General features: G+C 57.2%; 20 protein-coding genes and 1 tRNA gene. 9 read left to right on the top strand and 12 right to left on the bottom strand.

Annotation, left to right across the window (positions count from 1 at the left end; translation table 11 throughout):
• Nucleotides 1-22 precede the first annotated feature (22 nt).
• Together HQL44_08725 and HQL44_08720 are read left to right on the top strand one after the other, a co-directional pair.
• The gene (locus tag HQL44_08725; protein ID MBF0268663.1) at nt 23-1,831 is read left to right on the top strand and encodes a DUF87 domain-containing protein; all 1,809 of its coding nucleotides are present in this window, start codon (nt 23-25) and stop codon (nt 1,829-1,831) included.
• A complete protein-coding gene (locus HQL44_08720; GenBank protein ID MBF0268662.1) occupies nt 1,828-2,682 on the top strand; it encodes a replication-relaxation family protein in 855 nt (284 codons plus the stop codon). Before HQL44_08725 ends, HQL44_08720 begins: the two co-directional genes overlap by 4 nt.
• A 46-nt stretch (nt 2,683-2,728) precedes the next feature.
• Here the strand turns inward: HQL44_08720 and HQL44_08715 are convergent, their stop codons facing one another.
• From HQL44_08715 to HQL44_08685, 7 genes are all read right to left on the bottom strand, one after another.
• The gene (locus tag HQL44_08715) at nt 2,729-3,490 is read right to left on the bottom strand and encodes a hypothetical protein (protein MBF0268661.1); all 762 of its coding nucleotides are present in this window, start codon (nt 3,488-3,490) and stop codon (nt 2,729-2,731) included.
• A gap of 66 nt (nt 3,491-3,556) precedes the next feature.
• The gene (locus HQL44_08710; GenBank protein MBF0268660.1) at nt 3,557-4,408 is read right to left on the bottom strand and encodes a hypothetical protein; all 852 of its coding nucleotides are present in this window, start codon (nt 4,406-4,408) and stop codon (nt 3,557-3,559) included.
• A gap of 105 nt (nt 4,409-4,513) precedes the next feature.
• A complete protein-coding gene (locus tag HQL44_08705; GenBank protein ID MBF0268659.1) occupies nt 4,514-4,729 on the bottom strand; it encodes an AlpA family phage regulatory protein in 216 nt (71 codons plus the stop codon).
• A gap of 199 nt (nt 4,730-4,928) precedes the next feature.
• Nucleotides 4,929-5,016: transfer RNA gene (locus HQL44_08700), tRNA-Leu, on the bottom strand.
• A gap of 45 nt (nt 5,017-5,061) precedes the next feature.
• On the bottom strand, nt 5,062-5,445 hold the full coding sequence (hisI, locus tag HQL44_08695) for a phosphoribosyl-AMP cyclohydrolase (protein ID MBF0268658.1): 384 nt from the start codon (nt 5,443-5,445) through the stop codon (nt 5,062-5,064).
• Complete coding sequence (locus HQL44_08690; GenBank protein ID MBF0268657.1) at nt 5,442-5,912, bottom strand: MaoC family dehydratase; 471 nt, start codon at nt 5,910-5,912, stop codon at nt 5,442-5,444. Before HQL44_08690 ends, hisI begins: the two co-directional genes overlap by 4 nt.
• A complete protein-coding gene (locus tag HQL44_08685; protein ID MBF0268656.1) occupies nt 5,909-6,136 on the bottom strand; it encodes a hypothetical protein in 228 nt (75 codons plus the stop codon). The genes HQL44_08690 and HQL44_08685 overlap by 4 nt, the downstream gene beginning before the upstream one ends.
• Nucleotides 6,137-6,250: 114 nt before the next feature.
• On the opposite strand from HQL44_08685, the gene HQL44_08680 reads away from it, so the two are divergent.
• Nucleotides 6,251-6,850, top strand: coding sequence for a TetR family transcriptional regulator (locus tag HQL44_08680; GenBank protein ID MBF0268655.1), 600 nt, complete (start codon nt 6,251-6,253; stop codon nt 6,848-6,850).
• A gap of 31 nt (nt 6,851-6,881) precedes the next feature.
• On the opposite strand, the gene HQL44_08675 is transcribed toward HQL44_08680, so the two are convergent.
• Nucleotides 6,882-8,969, bottom strand: a complete 2,088-nt coding sequence (locus HQL44_08675) for an EAL domain-containing protein (GenBank protein MBF0268654.1) — start codon at nt 8,967-8,969, stop codon at nt 6,882-6,884.
• A 204-nt stretch (nt 8,970-9,173) separates the two neighbouring features.
• Here HQL44_08675 and hemA point away from each other — a divergent pair, with 204 nt between their 5' ends.
• Together hemA and HQL44_08665 are read left to right on the top strand one after the other, a co-directional pair.
• A complete protein-coding gene (gene hemA, locus HQL44_08670) occupies nt 9,174-10,400 on the top strand; it encodes a 5-aminolevulinate synthase (protein ID MBF0268653.1) in 1,227 nt (408 codons plus the stop codon).
• 93 nt (nt 10,401-10,493) lie between these two features.
• Complete coding sequence (locus tag HQL44_08665; GenBank protein MBF0268652.1) at nt 10,494-11,039, top strand: hypothetical protein; 546 nt, start codon at nt 10,494-10,496, stop codon at nt 11,037-11,039.
• A gap of 11 nt (nt 11,040-11,050) precedes the next feature.
• Here HQL44_08665 and HQL44_08660 read toward each other — a convergent pair whose 3' ends face one another.
• Nucleotides 11,051-11,737: a hypothetical protein gene (locus tag HQL44_08660; GenBank protein MBF0268651.1), complete on the bottom strand. Its 687-nt coding sequence runs from the start codon at nt 11,735-11,737 to the stop codon at nt 11,051-11,053.
• Between the two features lie 263 nt (nt 11,738-12,000).
• On the opposite strand from HQL44_08660, the gene HQL44_08655 reads away from it, so the two are divergent.
• Both HQL44_08655 and HQL44_08650 read left to right on the top strand, forming a co-directional pair.
• Nucleotides 12,001-13,212 (top strand): hypothetical protein, encoded by a 1,212-nt coding sequence (locus HQL44_08655; GenBank protein ID MBF0268650.1) that lies wholly within the window; start codon nt 12,001-12,003, stop codon nt 13,210-13,212.
• 2 nt (nt 13,213-13,214) lie between these two features.
• On the top strand, nt 13,215-14,003 hold the full coding sequence (locus HQL44_08650; GenBank protein MBF0268649.1) for a hypothetical protein: 789 nt from the start codon (nt 13,215-13,217) through the stop codon (nt 14,001-14,003).
• An 8-nt stretch (nt 14,004-14,011) separates the two neighbouring features.
• Here HQL44_08650 and HQL44_08645 read toward each other — a convergent pair whose 3' ends face one another.
• Both HQL44_08645 and HQL44_08640 read right to left on the bottom strand, forming a co-directional pair.
• Nucleotides 14,012-15,130 (bottom strand): AFG1 family ATPase, encoded by a 1,119-nt coding sequence (locus tag HQL44_08645; protein MBF0268648.1) that lies wholly within the window; start codon nt 15,128-15,130, stop codon nt 14,012-14,014.
• A 27-nt stretch (nt 15,131-15,157) separates the two neighbouring features.
• Entirely contained in the window at nt 15,158-16,093 is a 936-nt protein-coding gene (locus HQL44_08640; protein MBF0268647.1) for an exopolyphosphatase, read from the bottom strand.
• 138 nt (nt 16,094-16,231) lie between these two features.
• Between HQL44_08640 and HQL44_08635 the strand changes: the two genes are divergently transcribed.
• Nucleotides 16,232-16,648 (top strand): hypothetical protein, encoded by a 417-nt coding sequence (locus tag HQL44_08635; GenBank protein ID MBF0268646.1) that lies wholly within the window; start codon nt 16,232-16,234, stop codon nt 16,646-16,648.
• A 54-nt stretch (nt 16,649-16,702) separates the two neighbouring features.
• On the opposite strand, the gene HQL44_08630 is transcribed toward HQL44_08635, so the two are convergent.
• The gene (locus HQL44_08630) at nt 16,703-17,200 is read right to left on the bottom strand and encodes an Hsp20 family protein (protein ID MBF0268645.1); all 498 of its coding nucleotides are present in this window, start codon (nt 17,198-17,200) and stop codon (nt 16,703-16,705) included.
• Between the two features lie 179 nt (nt 17,201-17,379).
• Here HQL44_08630 and HQL44_08625 point away from each other — a divergent pair, with 179 nt between their 5' ends.
• The gene (locus HQL44_08625) at nt 17,380-17,784 is read left to right on the top strand and encodes a DUF1465 family protein (protein ID MBF0268644.1); all 405 of its coding nucleotides are present in this window, start codon (nt 17,380-17,382) and stop codon (nt 17,782-17,784) included.
• Nucleotides 17,785-17,795: the final 11 nt, after the last annotated feature.

Below are 17,795 nucleotides of genomic sequence, written 5' to 3'. Positions count from 1 at the left end.
ACTGTATGCCTTGGGGGCTGCAATGGGCGCGGAAGATTACGAACGCAAGGCCCTGAATGTTCTGGGCTTGGCGCATCCGGCGGACGGAAATCTTGAAGGCCTTCACGCCGTCGGCGAAACAGAATTGGCCGATAGCCCCGATGCCTGCCGGGCCATCGTCTCGCAACGCCTGACCAAGGTGCGCCTTGCCAGCCGGGTGCCGATCAAGTTCACGGAAGGGCAAAAGGCCCGGCTCGACGATCTGAACTTCCTGAACTACGGCGAATATCTAACCGCGCTAAAGCGCGTTATCTCAATCCGCGAACGCCTGCAACGCATCGACAACACCAAGCGCCGCCAGGAATTTGACCAGCAAAATCGCAATAACCCCAACTTCTATGCCGAACACCTCTCCCCCTCGCCGCTTGAGGAACAGCTATCCCGAATTTATGATCCTGACAGCCATTCGCCTGATTGGCCGGGCTATATGGCGTATCTTGAGAAGGCGGCTTCATCCCTCTACGGTTTTTTTTATCGCCGCCTCCCCGTGCTGATTCCCGAAGACGCACGCAAGAGGCATAGCTACATCACGGGCCAATCGGGAAGCGGCAAGAGCGAATTGTTGAAGGTGCTGTTTAGCGCCTATTTGAAAAGCCAAGCTCCGGTAAGTTTGGTGCTGATCGATCCGCACGGCGATTTGGCCGAACAAGTTGCCAGATTCCCTGGCGTTGCCAATTCCGGGCGGCTGGTCTATTTGCACCCCAGCTTGGCCCGTGACAAAACGCCCACCATCAACCCGTTTGAATTGGCCGACCAATCCGAAAGCGCCGTGCATGTCATGGCCGAACAGATTGCCAGCGTCTTCGATGAACTGATGCGCAGGGCCGGGCACAGCGGCTTGTCTGGCAATATGGGCGCATTGCTCATTCCCTGCATCTCAACCCTGCTGAAATGCGAAGGGGCCAGCATCCGCGATTTGCAAAGTTTCATGGACGACAAGCGCAACAGGGAACTATGGGAAATCGGTTGCCGTTCGAGCGTGCCAGCGCACCGCGATTTTTTCCATGAACGTTTCTATGAAAAGCAATTCGATAGCACGAAATCCGCCCTCTATACCCGCATTCAAAGCCTGCTGAATTCCCCGGTGCTGTATCGCCTGTTGGTGGGGCGCTCAACCGTCAATCTGGAAGAGGCGGTCAATGCGGGCAAGATCGTGATCTTCGCTTTGCCCAAGGGCGGCATCGGGGCGGAAACCAGCCCTACCTTTGGCAGCTTCGTTCTTGCCATGCTGCAAGGCTTGGCGATCAGGCGCGAAAGTGTCCCGGAATCCCAGCGCGTTCCCGTGCATGTGTTTGTGGACGAGTGCCAGAATTTTTTATCCCCCAGCGTTCAAACCATTTTGACCGAAAGCCGCAAATACGGATTGCACCTCACCCTTGCCCAACAAACTTTCGCGCAAGACATGGACCGCGACTTGGCTGCCGCTGTGGTGGGCAATACCGCCGTCAAGTTTTGCGGCATGAATGACGTGCGAACCCTAAAGCCGATGGACGAACGCATGAGCGTTGGTCTGGACGCCTTGCAGGCACTTTCCGTTGGGCAGTATTACGTCAAGGTATCGGGCAACACCCCGGCCTTCAAACTGACCGTGCCCCGTGTGCGCGATCATATCGACGCCGAAGCCTGGAAGGCCGTGAAGTCCGAACAGCTTGCCGCCTATTACCGGCCCAGCGTTGAACCGACAGCCGAGGGCGCTACGGCCCCTTCAAGCCACTCTGGCACCGAGACGCCACCCAATGCCCAATCGCACCGCTCAGGCCCGCCGAAACCCCATAAGATCGATTTTGTATGAGCATCACCACGCTAACCGAAACCGAGTTCCGCATTCTTGATGCCTTGAGGCTGTATCGCTACCTCACGGCGGAACAAATGCTGCGCCTGAAAGTGGCGGCCCATTCCACGCATCTTTATACCGTGCTGCGCGATCTGGCGAGCGGCAAGCGCCCTTGGCTGGGGCGGATCGATCACGGGGCCATGCCGGGCGTTGGGCGCATCCCCACCGCGCATTACCTGACCGAGCAAGGGGCCAAAGTTTTGGCCGGTGCTTTGGGCATGGAAGTTTCGGACGTGCCCTTTCCGCGTGGCGTAGTGCTGGTCCGCCACGGCTTCATGCACCGCTTGCACACGATTGATTGCGAAATTGCCGTGCGTCTGTGGGCCGCCGAACACAAGCACAACGTCGATTTCATGGTTTCCTATTTCGACGTTGCCGGGGCCAACCGCAGCAAGACCAAGCCGCGCCGCCGTGCCTTGACCAAGATTGACCTTGTGAACGGAACGGGCATCATTCCCGATAGCGTTATGCAATTGACCGACGGCAACGGAACGCCACGCCTGTTCGTGCTGGAAATGTACAACCAACACCGCACCAAGCGCATGAGCGACAAGCTGGCCGAATACCGCTATGCCATCGGCGAACAGGCCATAGAGCGGCAGTTTGATTATCCGCACAGCCCGCGTATTCTAGCAGTGTTTGAGGACGACAAGGCGCTTGAACTGACCCTGCGCAACCTCTCGCAACGCGCCGACTTCGGCGCACATTTCCGCCCGTTCTTCTTTTTCAAAACCCTGCCGGAATTGATGGCGGATTTTCGGGAAGGATGGCGGAAGATAGGGGATCAAAAGCCGATTCGTCTTTTTTAGGAAGATGTCTCCCACCTACCAGATTAAAAAAACTTCGGCGTTCTGCTTATCGTTTCTTTGGCCTGAAATATGGTCCAAACTTTCGTTCCAGCCCCCCGATCTGTTGATAGACGAATCCTCGCTTCAGCTTTGCAACTTGGTTGTCCACATCCAGCATTTCGGCTCTCGCAGACTTTAATCTCGCAACGCAATCGACACATATGTTGTATTTTTCGGCTGCCGATTTCCAACTCACGTAGGCATTGTAGCATTCGTTTGTCTCGCGTTTGATGCAAGCGATCAGAGTTAGTTTCTTTTCAATTTTTGAGACGGACGTTATAAAGCATGCGAGCTTGCTGAAGAAGCTGTCATCATGCGTACAGTAGCTTTCAGCTATGGCCTCAATCGTATCGAGTGCTAAGTTTGCTTCGGAATAGCTCTCACCTTTCATGTCTGCCGTGATGGAATTGCAGCCCACGTTTGCGATGTACCCCATAATTGGTGAGTCGCCCTTGCCGTTCAGCAACGCCTTTACGCCTGAACAGCCCTGCCACTCGAACCCGCATTTTACAACCGCTCGCGCCCGCGCATCATTTTCAGTCGTGCACATATTGCTTGGTCGGGACGGGGCTTGGCATGATCCTTGGTAATACACATCGCGGTTATTGCGCAGCCATTTATCAAACGGCTCCACACGAGATGCTATCGCCTGCCCTTTGATTTCAAGTGCCGCAAGCTGCCTTTTCGTTTCATCGTAGAGAATGCTTGAAATTACAGCCGAAAAGCAGAAGGCATACAGAATGGAACCTAGAATGTAATACCGCTTCATTTCTCCCCCAAGGAATGCCGCGTTATAAAAAGGGATGGCCGAGTGTGCACCCCTGCCATCTCGCTTTCAATGAATGCAGGCCCTTGCGCCAACTGGACGCCAAACCCATGTTGCAAATTCAGGATCAGTTATTGCGCTTAAAAGGAAGCGACTTGGCACAGGAATGTATCCGCTTTTTGAAGACCCTTCAGGACGTCCGTTTTCTTCCCATCCAGCGTAAAGCGCTATTGAGCCATTGTGTGGGCTGTGGTCTTCGAGGAGGACTGAAGAAATTTTGTCCGCCTGCTCTCGTGCGAACAACATTCCCCCGTGCCTGAAATTTTCGCCGTTGAACGCTGGAAATCGAGCCCCGCTCCTTTGGAATAATTCGTGAACTTGTTTCAAGGCGGGATGAGTTTTGATTCGTTCTTGCAGCGTTTTGATGCAGTCAGTAGCAAGAAAATAGAATGGTGCTTTGCATGTCGAGTAGCCGACGTAAGCAGTCTTGTATTTTAAAAAGATTTTTCTGACTTCATCTATGTCGTTAGACGCGTTCCCAAGTGGCATAGTCGTTCTCTTATCAAGAGGAACTACGGGCAAGCCAAATCCACTGAGTACGATTGCAGCATCAATTCCCGCTGATAAACCAAAGGCGCTTGTTTCCTTTTCTACCATGACCCTTGCTCGCTTAAATGAAGGAAGGAACTCATCATGATGAAACGACATTAAGCCATGTCGAAGGCATTCAATGTTCGCGCCATGGAATTTGGACGCCACCTCAATTGTGGCTTGTAAAAAAATATCTCTTGCCCGATCTTTTGAAAGTTGATTCGGACTTTCAACTCCGTTCTGAGCCAAGAGTTCTTGCAGTCTTGGTTCAATCCGCTTCATCATCTCGAAAAGAATGTGTTCGCTATGCCCGTTGCTACTTTGCGACATGCAAAATCCTTTCGTGGTCTTCGGTCCGGTTTTGGCAACAGACAATATTATAAAGAAATGGCCGAGTGTGCACCCCGGCCATTTCCCGCCCCTTGGAAGGAAGCATCAGTGTGTCACGGACGCATCACGAATTGCGATTCGCTCGCTTACCCATGCCTCCACCTCAATCAACAGCCACGCGACCCTGCAAGGGCCAAGCTGTACCCGCTTGGGGAATTGGCCTGCCGCTTCAAGACGCGCAATGTGCTGAGGCGAATATGGGATGCCACAGACTGTCCTTAGCTCCTTCTTCGTTACGAGCTGCTTGTCATACTGGACCATCGGAAAACTCCCTTGTGGGAGACATCGCGATGCCCCAGGTGAAAAAGCCGCACCGGTAGGCAACGAGAAGCGTATTCCCGCGCAACATAAGTGTCCAGGGCGTCGCATAAAAATGGGGGACAGATGGGGGACAAATTCTTAATTTTCAGATGACGCATAAGGAAATCTAATTCGTAAATTCTGCTAAGTCCTTGATATTTGGTGCCCGCTGCCGGACTTGAACCGGCACGGAGGTTGCCCTCCGACAGATTTTAAGTCTGTTGTGTCTACCATTCCACCAAGCGGGCGTCGGGGATGTCTCTGGCTAACACGGCCAGAACCGGCTGTCACCTCTATTGGCCGTACAAATCCTTGGGATCGATCAGCACCGGATCGGTTTCGGCCCAAGCGCCATCCTTGGCTAGGCGATAAAAGCAGCTTCTGCGCCCGGTATGGCAGGCCACCCCCTTCTGCTCGACCTTCATCAAAATGGTGTCGCCGTCGCAATCGATGCGCAGTTCGACCAAGCGCTGCTGCTGGCCGGAACTTTCGCCCTTGCGCCACAGCTTGGATCTTGAGCGCGACCAATAACAGACATGGCCGGTGCTGAGGGTCTCTTCCAACGCCTCGCGATTCATCCAGGCCATCATCAGCACCTGACCGGTCTGGTGATCCTGGGCGATGGCTGGGATCAGGCCTTGGGAATCAAAGGTAATTTGGCTGAAGATGCGTTTCATGGATTTGGCTTTCGCAATATCATGTTCATGGCCCGCATGCTCATGACGATCTCGTCCTTCTGATTAAGCACTTCGATCAGGGTCCGGACCAGCCCGCGGTCGGGTTTCGAGGCCGAAGGCCTGGCTTCCTCGATGGTCACCCGCACGCTTAACTGATCGCCCGGCCGCACGGGTGCTGGCCAGCGCAATTCATCGATGCCGGGCGAAGCGATGCTGGAACATTCCGAAAGATAATAGCGGGCGTACAGATTCATCATCAACCCGCCGGTGTGCCAACCGCTGGCGATCAGCCCCTTGAACAGTCCTGCGGCCGCCTTGTCGGGATCGGTATGAATGCTCTGCGGATCGAAGCGCTTGGCGAAATCCAACAGCTCTCGTTCCTCGACCATGATCGATCCGAAACGATGCACGGCACCCTGGCGGTAGTCTTCGAACCAGCGCTCGGCCCCTTCAATGCCAATGCTCATGTGCGCTTTTCCTTTCCATTGCGCCTGCCCCACAAAACCACGCATCTGCGCCTGAAGCGGCGGATGCGCGGCAAATCGACCGACAGCACGGCAACGCCGACGGGCAACATCCAGAAGCCCACGACCGGCAGGAAGCCCAATATGCCGCCCAGCACCAAGGCCCAGCCCAGAATCAGGCGTTTCTTGCGGCTGCGGGGCAGGTGGATGCCGTGTCGATTCAGCATGACTCTGAATATAGTGGCTTTTTCTTAAATCTGCTATGGTATGCGTAATTAAACATTAGGTTTTCCTAAAACAAAACGCACCAGAACGAGGTTGGGGGTATCATGGGATCCCGATTGCCGTACAGAAAAAACGAAACCTCACCGTCGCGCCGGGATGAAATCCTGCGCTGCGCCGCCGAGATTTTCGAGGCCAAGGGTGTCGGCCAGACTTCGATCGAGGATATCGCGCAAGCCGTCGGCGTTAAGCGCGAGGCCATCTATTATTATTTCAAGGGCCGCAACGAGATCCTGGCCGAGATCGTGCTTCCGCAAAGCACTGCGCTTTTGTTGTCGATCCAGCAAATTCTGGACGCCCCGATGGGATTTCCAGAAAAGCTGAAAACCGCCATTCTCAGCCATGTCCAATCGCTGGCCCCCGGCTATCTGGAACTGACGCTGACCATGCGCGAATTGTCGAATCTCAGCGAAGACGAGAAACTCGAAGAATTGCGCGGCATGTGGAAAAACTACACCGACCTGTGGTCGGAACTGGTGCGCCAGGGCCAGGAAAGCGGCAGTTTCAAGCCTGGCCTTAGCCCCAAGATGGTGGCCTTCGGGCTGCTGGGAATGCTGAACTGGATGAGCCGTTGGTACCGTCCAGGCAAGGGCGCCAGCTTGGAGGAAATCGCCGAAACCTATGCGACGCTGGCCATGCAGGGGTTGGTCGAAGACTGATCCTTCGCATCCATGGCGAAGATGTGATGGCTTAACTTTCCAGCTTCTTGCCTTCGCGCAGGAAACCCTCGACCCGTTCCGGCGCCACGGGCGGGCTGAACAGATAACCTTGCAGGGTGTCGCACCCCAATTCGCGCAGATATTTGAGGTGGCTTTCGGTCTCGACGCCTTCCGCCACCACCTTCAATTTCAGCGCATGCGCCATGGCGATGATGGCGCTAACAATGGCGGCGTCGTTGGGATCGGTGTCAAGATCGATCACGAACGAGCGATCCACCTTCAGCTTGTGAATGGGAAAACGCTTGAGCGCGCCTAAGCTGGAATAGCCGGTGCCGAAATCGTCGATGGCGCAGTTCAGGCCGCGCTCGTTCAGCATATGGATGGTGGCGATGGCCTGGGCGATGTCCTGCATGGCCGAACTTTCGGTCAGCTCTATTTCGATCAGCGCCGGATCGACGCCGGTGGCGGTCAGGGCTTCATCCAGCGAAGCCAGCAGCCGCCTGGGATTCCTGAACTGGCGCCAGGAAATATTGACCGCCACCGGCACGCAGGCGATCCCCTTGCCCCGCCATTCGCGAAGCTGGCGGCAAACCGCCATGACCATCACTTCGCTGATCGGATCGATCAGGCCGAATTCCTCGGCCACCGGAATGAAATCGACGGGTGAAATGGGGCCTTCGGGCGTGAACCAGCGCACCAGCGCCTCCATGCCCACGATGGCCCCGCTTTTCAGGTCCACTTGCGGCTGATAATAGGCGGTGAATTCCTGGTTCTCGATGGCCCTGCGGATGCGGCTTTGCAGACGCAGCGACTTGGCCCCCTTCTCGCCCAATTCCTGCGTGAATATCTGCACGCTGCCGGGGCCGATCGACTTGGCTTGGTCGTGTGCCGCCTCGGCATAGCGAATCAGGCTGGCGGCATCTTCGCCATCCTTGGGCCAAACGGAAACGCCGACCGCTGCCGACAATTCGAACTCTTGGCCCTCGGCATTCAAAGGGTCCTTCATGCCGCGCGCAATGCGCTCCACCCGCTCGGAGATCTGCCTGCCGGGCGCCACATCGGGCAGAACGGCGAAGAAACGGTCGCCGCCGACACGGGCGACCAGCGCCTGAGGTCCTGCCAAGGCGACAAGCCGGTGCGCGATGGCCTTCAACACGGCATCGCCGACCTGATGGCCAAGGGTGGTGTTGATGAAGGAAAAACCGTCGATGCCCAGAGACAAAAGATTGATCGGCGATCCGCTTGCCTTGTGCTGGGCCAAAAGATCGTCCAGGTCCGACCGGAAGCGGGCAAGATTGGCCAGCCCGGTCAGCGGGTCGTGATAGGCCAGAAATTCCAGCCGTTCGTCGGTGGCCTTGCGCGACGAAACATCGCGTCCGATGCCGATGAAATAGAGTTTGCCCTCCGAGCGCACCTCGCTGATCGACAGGTCGAGCGGAAACAGGCTGCCATCCTTGCGCTTCGCCGTCAGCTCGGCCGGCCCCTTGCCCACCTTGCTGGCTTGTCCGCTGGTCAGATAGCGCTGAATGCTGTTGTTGTGTTCCTGCGCATCCCGGTCGTTCATCAGGTGGCCGACCGGCTGGCCCAGAAGCTCCGCTTGCCCATAGCCAAACAAGTCGCAGGCGGCCGCGTTGACAAGTTGGATCCGCCCTGTCTCGTCGATCAGAATGATGCCGTCGGATGCATGGCCAAGAATGAGATCAAGCCGCAGCTCGGCGCGTTTTCCAGGCGAGACGTCCGTCCACACGCCCATCCAGACGACCGTGCCGTCTGCTTGCCGCTGTGGCTTGGCGGCCCCTTCCAGCCAAATCACCTCACCGGATGGGGTGATCGCCCTGAAGGATTCCCGACTGACTTCCAGCGTCTCGGCGGAATGGCTAATGGCCTGGGCCAGTTGATCGCGGTCGGCCCAATGAACGGCAGCAGGAACGCCGGGCAGGGCCTGATTGTCGAAGGCGCCAGCGAACAATCTTTGCGCCGCAGGGGAAAACCATGAATAAGCCACCTCGCCCGCTGGCTTGCGCTCGCGGCGAAACGCGATCAGGGATACGGCCTCTCCCAGCCCTCCAGCCAGCGCGGCGAAACCCGCCGGCGCGGATGCGTCTTCAATCGCCTCCATGCACCCTTTTCCAGTTTCCCCTTAATTCCAACGCGATAACCGAAAACCAGCATAGCCGCTTTCACCGACGATGGAAAGTCCAAGCGCCTGTGGGTAAGCGCCAAGCCGCATTGTCAAGCAAAGGGTTGCTCCCCTCCTTTGTGGCTATTAAGATGCGACCTTCCCGTTGGCGGAACGATTCGCCGACTTCCGGAGCGGATGCGCATGAAGTACGAGAAATTTTTCCAAGACCGTCTGGCCGAGTTGAAGACCGAGGGCCGTTACCGCGTTTTCATTGATCTTGAACGACAGGCGGGGTCCTTCCCCTATGCCAAGAACTATCGGATCGATGGGCAGGTGGCGGATGTCGCCGTCTGGTGTTCAAACGATTATCTTGGCATGGGGCTTAGCCCCGTGGTGATCGACGCCATGGTCGAGGCGGTCAAAATTTGCGGCGCGGGGGCAGGCGGCACGCGCAACATCGCGGGCACCAACCATTACCATGTGCTGCTGGAGAAGGAATTGGCCGACTGGAACCAGAAGGAAGCGGCGCTGCTGTTCACCTCGGGTTACGTCGCCAACCAGACCACGCTGTCCACCCTGGGCGCGCATATTCCGGGCATGGTCATCTTTTCCGACGAACTCAACCATAATTCGATGATCGAGGGCATCCGCCACGGCCGTTCCGACAAGCATGTCTGGAAGCACAACGACGTCAAGGACCTCGACCGGATGCTGTCCGAATATCCCAAGGATCAGCCCAAGATGGTGGCCTTCGAGTCCGTCTATTCGATGGATGGCGACATCGCCCCCATGGCCGACGTCTGCGACGTCGCCGAAAAGCACGGTGCCATGACCTATTGCGACGAAGTGCATGCCTGCGGCATGTATGGCCTGCAAGGATCGGGCGTCGCCGAGCGCGACGGCGTCCTGGACCGCATCACCATCATCCAGGGCACGATGGCCAAGGCCATCGGCGTGGTCGGCGGTTATATCGCGGGTTCCGCCGCCATGGTCGATTTCGTGCGCAGCTTCGGCCAGGGTTTCATCTTCTCGACCTCGCCGCCGCCCGGCGTGGCCGCAGCGGCCTTGGCCAGCATCCGTTATCTGCGCCAACACAACGAAATGCGCGAACGCCATCAGGAACGCGCCGCCACTTTGAAGAAGCGCCTCAAGAAACTAGGGTTGCCGGTCCTGCCCTCGGTCAGCCATATCGTGCCGGTGATGGTGGGCAACGCCGCCTTGTGCAAACAGGCCAGCGACGAGCTTTTGTTCCGCCACAACATCTATGTGCAGCCCATCAACTATCCGACCGTTCCCAAGGGAACCGAGCGTTTGCGCATCACGCCGACGCCGCTGCATGACGACAAGATGATGGACAAGCTGGTCGATGCCTTCGCCGACGTTTGGCAGCGTTTGGGCTTGAGCAAGGAAGCCGTCGCCGCCGAATAGGCGTTAATCGCCTTATTTAGCGTCGGCCCTGGACGAAAGGGCGAAATCTGCCTATATTGGATGCGAATAAATCGCACTGGTTAGATAGCGGGCATGTTTCCTGACTTTACCCTGACGCCGAAGGAAAGTGTGCGGCTCTGCGCCCTGGGCTTGGCGGCCGAGCAGTCGCGCCGCTATAGCGACCTGGCTGGCCGCACCCGTCAGTTCGTGACGCGTCTGGTCGGCCCTTCGCTGGAGATGATGTCCAGCAATCTTGAATTGCTGCGCTATGAGGGGCTGGTCGAAGCCATCGACGGCAAGGGGATGGAAGACGATGCCCTGCTGGCCATTACCGAGGCGGGCCGCAAGGAACTGATCTCATTGCTGACCGCTCGTTTGCGGTCAGGCAGCGATCTGACCAAACTGGTCGTCGCCCTCAAGCTGCGCTTCTTGCATCTGTTGCCTGCCGACGAGCAAGCCGAGCAAGCCGCCATCCTGACCGATGCCGTGGAAACGGAACGCGCCCGCCTGATCGACCTGAAGCGCCAGGAATCGGAAAGCGGCACATCGGAACATCTGATTTCCTGGCTGGACATGGAAATCAAGCAGGCCGAAGCCAGAATCACGTGGCTTGAGGACCTCTCCCAAAAGCTGGCCTAACCGACCTCGTCTCAGCTCCCGCCCTCGCCCTCGGACGCTTTCTGGCGTTGGAACAGACGTCCAATCCAACCTGCCAGGGCTGTGTTCATCAACTTCTTTCGGTCTTCGTTCGACGCTGTGAACAAGCGGTTGTAATGCAGCACCGCCAGCAGATATCCAGCCACCCCTCCCAGCAGCCAGGGCGAGACAGGAAAACACAGCGCCCTGCCACTGTTGCAATCGGCCATTGCCGCCGATTGCAGGGCCAGGCCGCCGATGATGCCCAACGCCACCGGCGACAGCAGTACGACCCGTAGCGATTCGGCCAGAAGTAGAACGGCGGGACGATGCCGCCCGTGATTTCTCTCGACCAGTCCGATGGCTGCATTGATCAGAACATAGGCCATGAAACCCAGCGCCATTCCGGCCATGGCCTCGGCGAAAGCCGTGTCGCCCAAAGCCCTCTTCACGAAGGCAAGCAACGTCCCGGCTTGACCGAAAGCCAACAAGGCGGCCAGGAAAGCGGCCAGCCCCACCTCGATCCCATACGAAAGATACTCCCAGCGCCTGCGATTTTCGTCCAACTGCCGATCAACCGCCGCCAGCCAGATCAACATCTCGGCTTCCAGTTCGGCAGGCGACTGGATGTGCGAACCCTTCTGCCGAGCCAGGGCGCCGTAGGCGGTTGCCGAACGGATCTGGTTTTCAATCCACGCCATCCATGTCTTGGATTGAAAGAGCCGCCGCTGCGAGGCGGCCTGGGTCAACCGGACCAAACGTGCCTCGATCTCGGCTTCAAGCCTTTGCCATCGCTGTTCGGAACCAGCCGGAGGGTCAATTTCAGGTGGCAGCACCGATATCTCGTATTGCTTGTTTTGTATCCAATACACAACATCTATCACGACGCTTTGTCGTTGACACTGTTTTTTTTGGGGCATTATAGTCGCATGTAACGACTTTAGAGAGTGCCTGCGGGGGACCCATGAGCGCACAAGGCAGCCGACTGACCTATTACGACACATTCACCGACCGTGACCTGACCCGCGACCGGGAACGCGGCGAGGAGGACGGAAAGAAGGATTTCCCCCTGCCGGGGACCGACAACCTGTCTCCCTACGAGGTCGAATTGGTCAAATGGGCCGAAACCGACCTGGGCGACTTCATGCAGGAAATTCAGGACCAGCGAGCCAGGCTGGAAGATGAAAGGGACAGCAAGCGGCAATATGTCGAGAGCTTTCCCTCGCGCCGCGAGAACCTGTTGAAGGAACGCGAGGCCAAGCTGACGAGAATGCGCGAAAGCGAGGGCGATCTCTCTGCCGTCTACGAACAAAAGCGCAGTACTTTTTTGGACCTCGACGATCAACTGAAAGGCAAGCGCGAAGAGTTGCGCCGCCCGCTTCAAGTCTATGTGCGCTTCTGGATCTATTTCTTTCTGTTCGCGGGTCTGGCGCTTTCGGAAATTCCCATCAACCTGCCCGCCATGCAGCAGGTCTTCAAGGAATCGCTTTTCGTCGCCTTTTTCCTGGCCGTAACCCTGGGCGTCCTGCTCATCTTCTTCGCCCATATGGTCGCCAAGCTCCTGCGCCAGCAAGACGAATTACTTAAAGACGTCGGTCGGCTGGGGCGCTGGCTGTTCTGGGGCAAGACGGTTCTCTTGCTGCTGCTTTCCGGCGGCATCATCTGGCTGGTTTACGACTTGCGGCTTTCCTATCTGTCGGCCACCAACGGCGTCAGCGACGTCACGGTGGAAAGCGGAATCTTCTTCCTGATCATCAACATTTCCATCTTCGTGACCGGCCTGCTGCTTTCCTGGCTGCGCCACGACCCCGATCCCGACTATCACCGCCTGGACATCGAACGCAACAAGGCGGCTTCGCTTTTCGAGAAGCATGAGCGCGATTTCCAGGACAAGCGCCGCCGCTTCCTAGAGACGAATGATGTGCTGCTGCGCAATCTCGCCAACGAAACCAGCCGCTACGAGGCCGAGGTGAAGATCGCCCAAAACGACATCGACAACCTGACGAGGCGCCGGGACCGCATCGTCAACCGCGTCCTGTTCGTCCTTGGCCGCAAGCTGGCCGCCTATCAAAACGCCAATCAGCGCGCGCGCAAGATGGGCCTGCCCGCATATTTCGGCGACGCCAGAATCAGCCTGGAAGTCGACCGGCTGCGCGACCGCTATGAAAGGATGTGATCATGCTTCGCCTTGCAAAACTTCTGACTCTTGTCTGGGCGGCACTGGCGCTGGCAAGACCGGCCATGGCCAAAGGCGAGTATTGCTCTGCCTACAAGTCTGGCGACGAGATCGTGCTGGTGCTGATCGACTTGACCAGTCGCCCGGAAGGCGTGTTTCAAAGGTCGCTTGAGCAAGCGGCGACCTGGCTGGTTGCGAACGTCGAACCGGGGCAGAAGGTGGTCATCGAAACGATCGTCGATGATTCCTTGAAGCGCGACCGCTTGTTCGAAGAATGCAAGCCGGGCAGAAAACAAGGCGTCTTCGACCGGCCGCTTAATTCGTCACGGCTGGAGCACGACAACGAATCATTCGCGCCGATGCTGAATGACGCCATGAACAACGGTTGGAAAATGGCGAAGTACGGCTGGTCCAAGAACAACGCCATCAAGAAATCCGTGATCATCGGCACCATCGGCGCCGCCAGCATGAACCTGCCTAAAAAAAGCGTTCGCAGCCTGATTCTGGTCAGCGATTTGCTGGAAAAGGACATTCTGATGCTGCCGCCCGAAAAGCCGATGGGCAATTTCGAGGTCGATGAGGCGCTGCTGAAAATTCGCAGCAGCAGCGGTTTTGGCAATTTCGAGGACGCCCACGTCCAGATCTACGGCTTCGGCTTTAGCGATTTCGACTACGACAACGCCACGAAAATGCGCAAGCCCCTGCCCCTGGAAACGCGCAAGAACCTGGAACAGTTCTGGCGGCGCTATTTCGGCCACGCCAAAGCCAAGGACGTGTTCATCCAGCAGTAGCGGCTTTTTCAGGCCAAATGGCTGCTGGCCAGATAATCGCGACTTTGCATTTCGGTTAGGCGCGAGACCGTGCGCTGGAATTCGAAAGCGCCGTCGCCCTTGGGATACAGGTCTTCGGGCGGCGCTGCGGCCGAACAGACCAGAATGCAGCGGTGATCGTAAAGCGCGTCGATCAGCGTGACGAAACGTTTGGCGGCATCGCGCCGGTCCGGGCTAAGCAAGGGCACTTCCGACACGATCAGGGCCACGAAGCGCGAGGCCAGGGCCAGGTAATCGACGGCTCCCAGGGGTGAATCGCATAAATCCGCAAAGGTGAAGCGCGCCACCTTGTCCCTGGCTCTCGGCACTTTCAACTCGTGGCCCAGAACCTGGATGGCGATTTCCTCTTCCGGCGCGCCTGCGGAAAGCAAGGTGAAGGCGTATTCCAGGGCCGCCTCGGCCTCGGCCCCCAAGGGCGCATGATAGACGGGATGCCCCTTCAGGCGGTTGAGCCGGTAATCCTGGCCCGAGGCCAGTTCCACCACGTCGAAGCGCTGATTGATCAGATCGATGAAGGGCAAGAATCGCTCGCGCTGCAACCCGTCCTTATACAGATCGTGCGGCGGGCGGTTCGAGGTGGCGACGATCACCACGCCATTATCCAGCAGCGACTGGAACAGACGCCCCACGATCATGGCGTCGGCAATGTCCAAAATCTGCAATTCGTCCAGGCACAAAAGCCAAACGTCTTCCGCTATCTGCCGGGCCAGCCTGGGAAGCGGATCCAACTTCTCGCGCCCCGGCATCTGTCGCCATTTGTGAATTTCCTGGTGGATGTCGCGCATGAATTCATGAAAGTGAACCCTGCGCTTGCCCGCGATGGTGACCGTTTGGAAAAACAGATCCATCAGCATCGATTTGCCGCGCCCGACTTCGCCGTAAATGTACAAGCCCATGGGGGGCGCTTCGGTCTCCTTGCGCCTTGTCAGGCCGAAACGCTCGCGCCAGCCGGTCTCGCCCTGGCTGGGGTGATAATCCTTCAAGGCGTGAAACAGGCTTTCCAGCTTCTCGGCAACCAAGGACTGGGCAGGATCGGGCTTCAGTTCGCCGCGATCCTTGAGATCGCGGAAAACCGCAAGAGGAGTCAGGCCGGACGTGTTCTTGTTGAAGAACACTTATCCGTCTGCGGTAATTTTCTTCACGATCTCAGCCAGCTTCGTCTCGGCATCCTCGTTCGCCACCTGGCAGGTCCCGGCCTTTTCATGGCCGCCGCCGCCATATTCCAGGCACAGGGGGCCGACATTGGTTTTCGACGTGCGATTGACGATCGAATGGCCGATGGCGAACACGGTGTTCTGCTGTTTGAAGCCCCACAGCACATGGATCGAGATATTGCACTGGGGGAACAGCGCGTAGATCATGAAGCGGTTGCCGCAATAAATGATGTCTTCATTGCGCAGATCCAGCACCACCAGATTGCCGTGCACGGTCGAGCAGCGCTTGATCTGATCCTTGAACTTGGGTTCATGCTCGAAATACAGCTCGACCCGCTCTTTGACGTCGGGAAGATTGATGATTTCGTCGATGCTGTGATTGCGGCAATAGGCGATCAGATCCATCATCAACTGATAATTGGAAACCCTGAATTCCTTGAAGCGTCCCAAACCCGTGCGGGCGTCCATCAGATAGTTCAGAAGCGGCCAGCCCTTGGGATGCAGGATTTCATCGACCGAGAATTGGGCGGCGTCGCCTTGATCCACCGCTTCCATCATGTCGTCGGCGATATGGGGAAAGCGGGCCTTGCCGCCGTAATAATCATAGACCACGCGCGCCGCCGAGGGCGCATCGGGCGAGATGATGTGGTTTTCCTTGCGCCCCACCCGGATCGTTTCCGAAAGATGGTGATCGAAGGCCAGATGTACGCCATCGACATAGGGCAGGTTGGTCGTGATGTCGCCTTCGCTGATCTCGACCTTTCCGTCTTGCATGTCCTTGGGATGAACGAATTTGATGTCGTCGATCAAATCCAGTTCCTTCAGGAGGACGGCGCAAACCAAGCCGTCAAAATCGCTGCGGGTTACCAGACGAAAGCGCTTTTTTGGTTCGGTCATGCCGCAACTCCCTCGTGATTCAGGCTTTTCAGGATGGTAAACAGCCCCGCCCCTTCTGGCAACAGGCAGAATTAACTCTTTTCTACATTATCAACGTTGGTTACATAAGGACTGGATAATGACTTGGTGGCTCCCTCCATGACCTTTCAAGGCTTGCGCCTCTGTGTTCCGGCCCTTTTTCTGGCTTTGGCTCTGGCCGCCTGCTCCAGGCCCGAACCCTTTGTCGAAATCCCCGATCTGGGCAAGACGGGGCGCTCGAAGGCCTTGTACGAGCAGGTGACGATCTGCTTTAGCAAGGGCGACAGCCTGGAAACATTGAAGAAAATGGCGGGAGAGGAATGCGCCAAGGGTCAGAAGACGGCGCATTACCTGGGATATCAGCGCTGGCAATGCCGGCTGACGGTGCCACATCTGGCCAGTTTCGTCTGCCTGGACCCCAACCAAGCCCTGGGCAACAAAAGTCAATACCTGCCCAGCCAAGCCTCTGGCCTGCCCGACATCGAACGTCCGGACACCAATACCGACATCTTCGGCACATTGGGAATCGGCAAATAAACAAATAAATAGGAAAGGGGGGGAAGGCAACGCCCTCCCCCCGATCAAGGCGACTTAAGCCGCCTTGCTTTCGATCGCCTTCTTGCCCTCGATCACCTTGGGCTGCCCGTCGACGCCCGTTTGGATGGAGCCCGTTTGGATGGAGATCGTGCGGGGCTTCAGGCTTTCAGGGACTTCGCGCACCAAATCGACATGCAGCAGGCCGTCTGCCAATCTGGCTCCGACCACCTTGATGTGATCGGCCAGTTCGAAGCGCCGCTCGAAAGAGCGACCGGCAATGCCGCGATGCAGATATTGGGCGGGCTCCGCTTCCTTGCGTGCCTTGCCCGAGATCACCAGCAGATTTTCCTTGGCCGTGATGTCGAGATCTTCGCTTGAAAAACCGGCCACGGCCATGCTGATGCGATAGCCTTCCTCGCTGGTCTTTTCGATGTTGTAGGGGGGATAGGCGAAGGTCTGGTCATCCAGACGGCGCGCGCTGTCAAGCAGCCGCTCAAGATGGTCAAAACCGATGCCGGAACGGAACAAGGGTGAAAGATCAAAGGGTTGCATAGCCATATCCTCCTGATGAAGCAACATGGGGTTGATTGTCCGGGCGGCCCCCGATTGGGCGACCGTCCGAAGTGGGATGTAGTGCGCTTCGATTTCCCGTCAAGTCCCCTCTTTTTTTTCGACAACAAATTCTTACATGCAAATTACCTATCCTGTTTACGGGGACAAGGAGAGCCGGGATGGCCAGCATCCAGCCAGTCTTCTTCAGCCGCACCTATGACGAGGCCCTGTCCCTGGTGGAAGAGGCCCGCAACTATGTGGCCTATGTCGAACCCAGGGACCGCCTGCGCCTTGGACTAGCCGGTCGATTGGGCGTTTCATGCGAATCGATGCGCGTCACGTCGCGCCTCACTCAGGTAATGGCTTGGCTGCTGATGCAACGCGCCGTTGCGGTTGGCGAGGTCACCTTGGACGAGGCCTTCAAGCCCGACAACCGCCTGGGCGCGCAGGAAATTTGCCTGCGCGATCTTGTTAATTATTCGGAAGATTTGCCTAAATCCCTGAAAAGCCTGATGGACCGCAGCCTGAACCTTTACATCCGGGTCTCAAGGCTGGAAAATCGGATTCTCGACACCCTCCACTGATCAGCAGGTTT

The sequence above is a fragment of the Alphaproteobacteria bacterium genome (assembly GCA_015231795.1).
Taxonomy (GTDB): Bacteria; Pseudomonadota; Alphaproteobacteria; order Rhodospirillales; family WMHbin7; genus WMHbin7.
Note: the sequence above shows the minus strand (reverse complement) of the source record. Positions and strands in the feature narration are given on the sequence as shown.

What these genes read in the sequence shown, in the direction of transcription:
- HQL44_08660 (MBF0268651.1), bottom strand. Translation starts at nt 11,737, where the DNA reads ATGGCGTGGATTGAAAACCAGATCCGTTCGGCAACCGCCTACGGCGCC.
- HQL44_08715 (MBF0268661.1), bottom strand. Translation starts at nt 3,490, where the DNA reads ATGAAGCGGTATTACATTCTAGGTTCCATTCTGTATGCCTTCTGCTTT.
- HQL44_08655 (MBF0268650.1), top strand. Translation starts at nt 12,001, where the DNA reads ATGAGCGCACAAGGCAGCCGACTGACCTATTACGACACATTCACCGAC.
- HQL44_08685 (MBF0268656.1), bottom strand. Translation starts at nt 6,136, where the DNA reads ATGCTGAATCGACACGGCATCCACCTGCCCCGCAGCCGCAAGAAACGC.
- hisI (MBF0268658.1), bottom strand. Translation starts at nt 5,445, where the DNA reads ATGAAACGCATCTTCAGCCAAATTACCTTTGATTCCCAAGGCCTGATC.
- HQL44_08720 (MBF0268662.1), top strand. Translation starts at nt 1,828, where the DNA reads ATGAGCATCACCACGCTAACCGAAACCGAGTTCCGCATTCTTGATGCC.
- HQL44_08630 (MBF0268645.1), bottom strand. Translation starts at nt 17,200, where the DNA reads ATGCAACCCTTTGATCTTTCACCCTTGTTCCGTTCCGGCATCGGTTTT.
- HQL44_08625 (MBF0268644.1), top strand. Translation starts at nt 17,380, where the DNA reads ATGGCCAGCATCCAGCCAGTCTTCTTCAGCCGCACCTATGACGAGGCC.
- HQL44_08690 (MBF0268657.1), bottom strand. Translation starts at nt 5,912, where the DNA reads ATGAGCATTGGCATTGAAGGGGCCGAGCGCTGGTTCGAAGACTACCGC.
- HQL44_08640 (MBF0268647.1), bottom strand. Translation starts at nt 16,093, where the DNA reads ATGACCGAACCAAAAAAGCGCTTTCGTCTGGTAACCCGCAGCGATTTT.
- HQL44_08675 (MBF0268654.1), bottom strand. Translation starts at nt 8,969, where the DNA reads ATGGAGGCGATTGAAGACGCATCCGCGCCGGCGGGTTTCGCCGCGCTG.
- HQL44_08635 (MBF0268646.1), top strand. Translation starts at nt 16,232, where the DNA reads ATGACCTTTCAAGGCTTGCGCCTCTGTGTTCCGGCCCTTTTTCTGGCT.
- HQL44_08710 (MBF0268660.1), bottom strand. Translation starts at nt 4,408, where the DNA reads ATGTCGCAAAGTAGCAACGGGCATAGCGAACACATTCTTTTCGAGATG.
- hemA (MBF0268653.1), top strand. Translation starts at nt 9,174, where the DNA reads ATGAAGTACGAGAAATTTTTCCAAGACCGTCTGGCCGAGTTGAAGACC.
- HQL44_08705 (MBF0268659.1), bottom strand. Translation starts at nt 4,729, where the DNA reads ATGGTCCAGTATGACAAGCAGCTCGTAACGAAGAAGGAGCTAAGGACA.
- HQL44_08650 (MBF0268649.1), top strand. Translation starts at nt 13,215, where the DNA reads ATGCTTCGCCTTGCAAAACTTCTGACTCTTGTCTGGGCGGCACTGGCG.
- HQL44_08665 (MBF0268652.1), top strand. Translation starts at nt 10,494, where the DNA reads ATGTTTCCTGACTTTACCCTGACGCCGAAGGAAAGTGTGCGGCTCTGC.
- HQL44_08725 (MBF0268663.1), top strand. Translation starts at nt 23, where the DNA reads ATGGGCGCGGAAGATTACGAACGCAAGGCCCTGAATGTTCTGGGCTTG.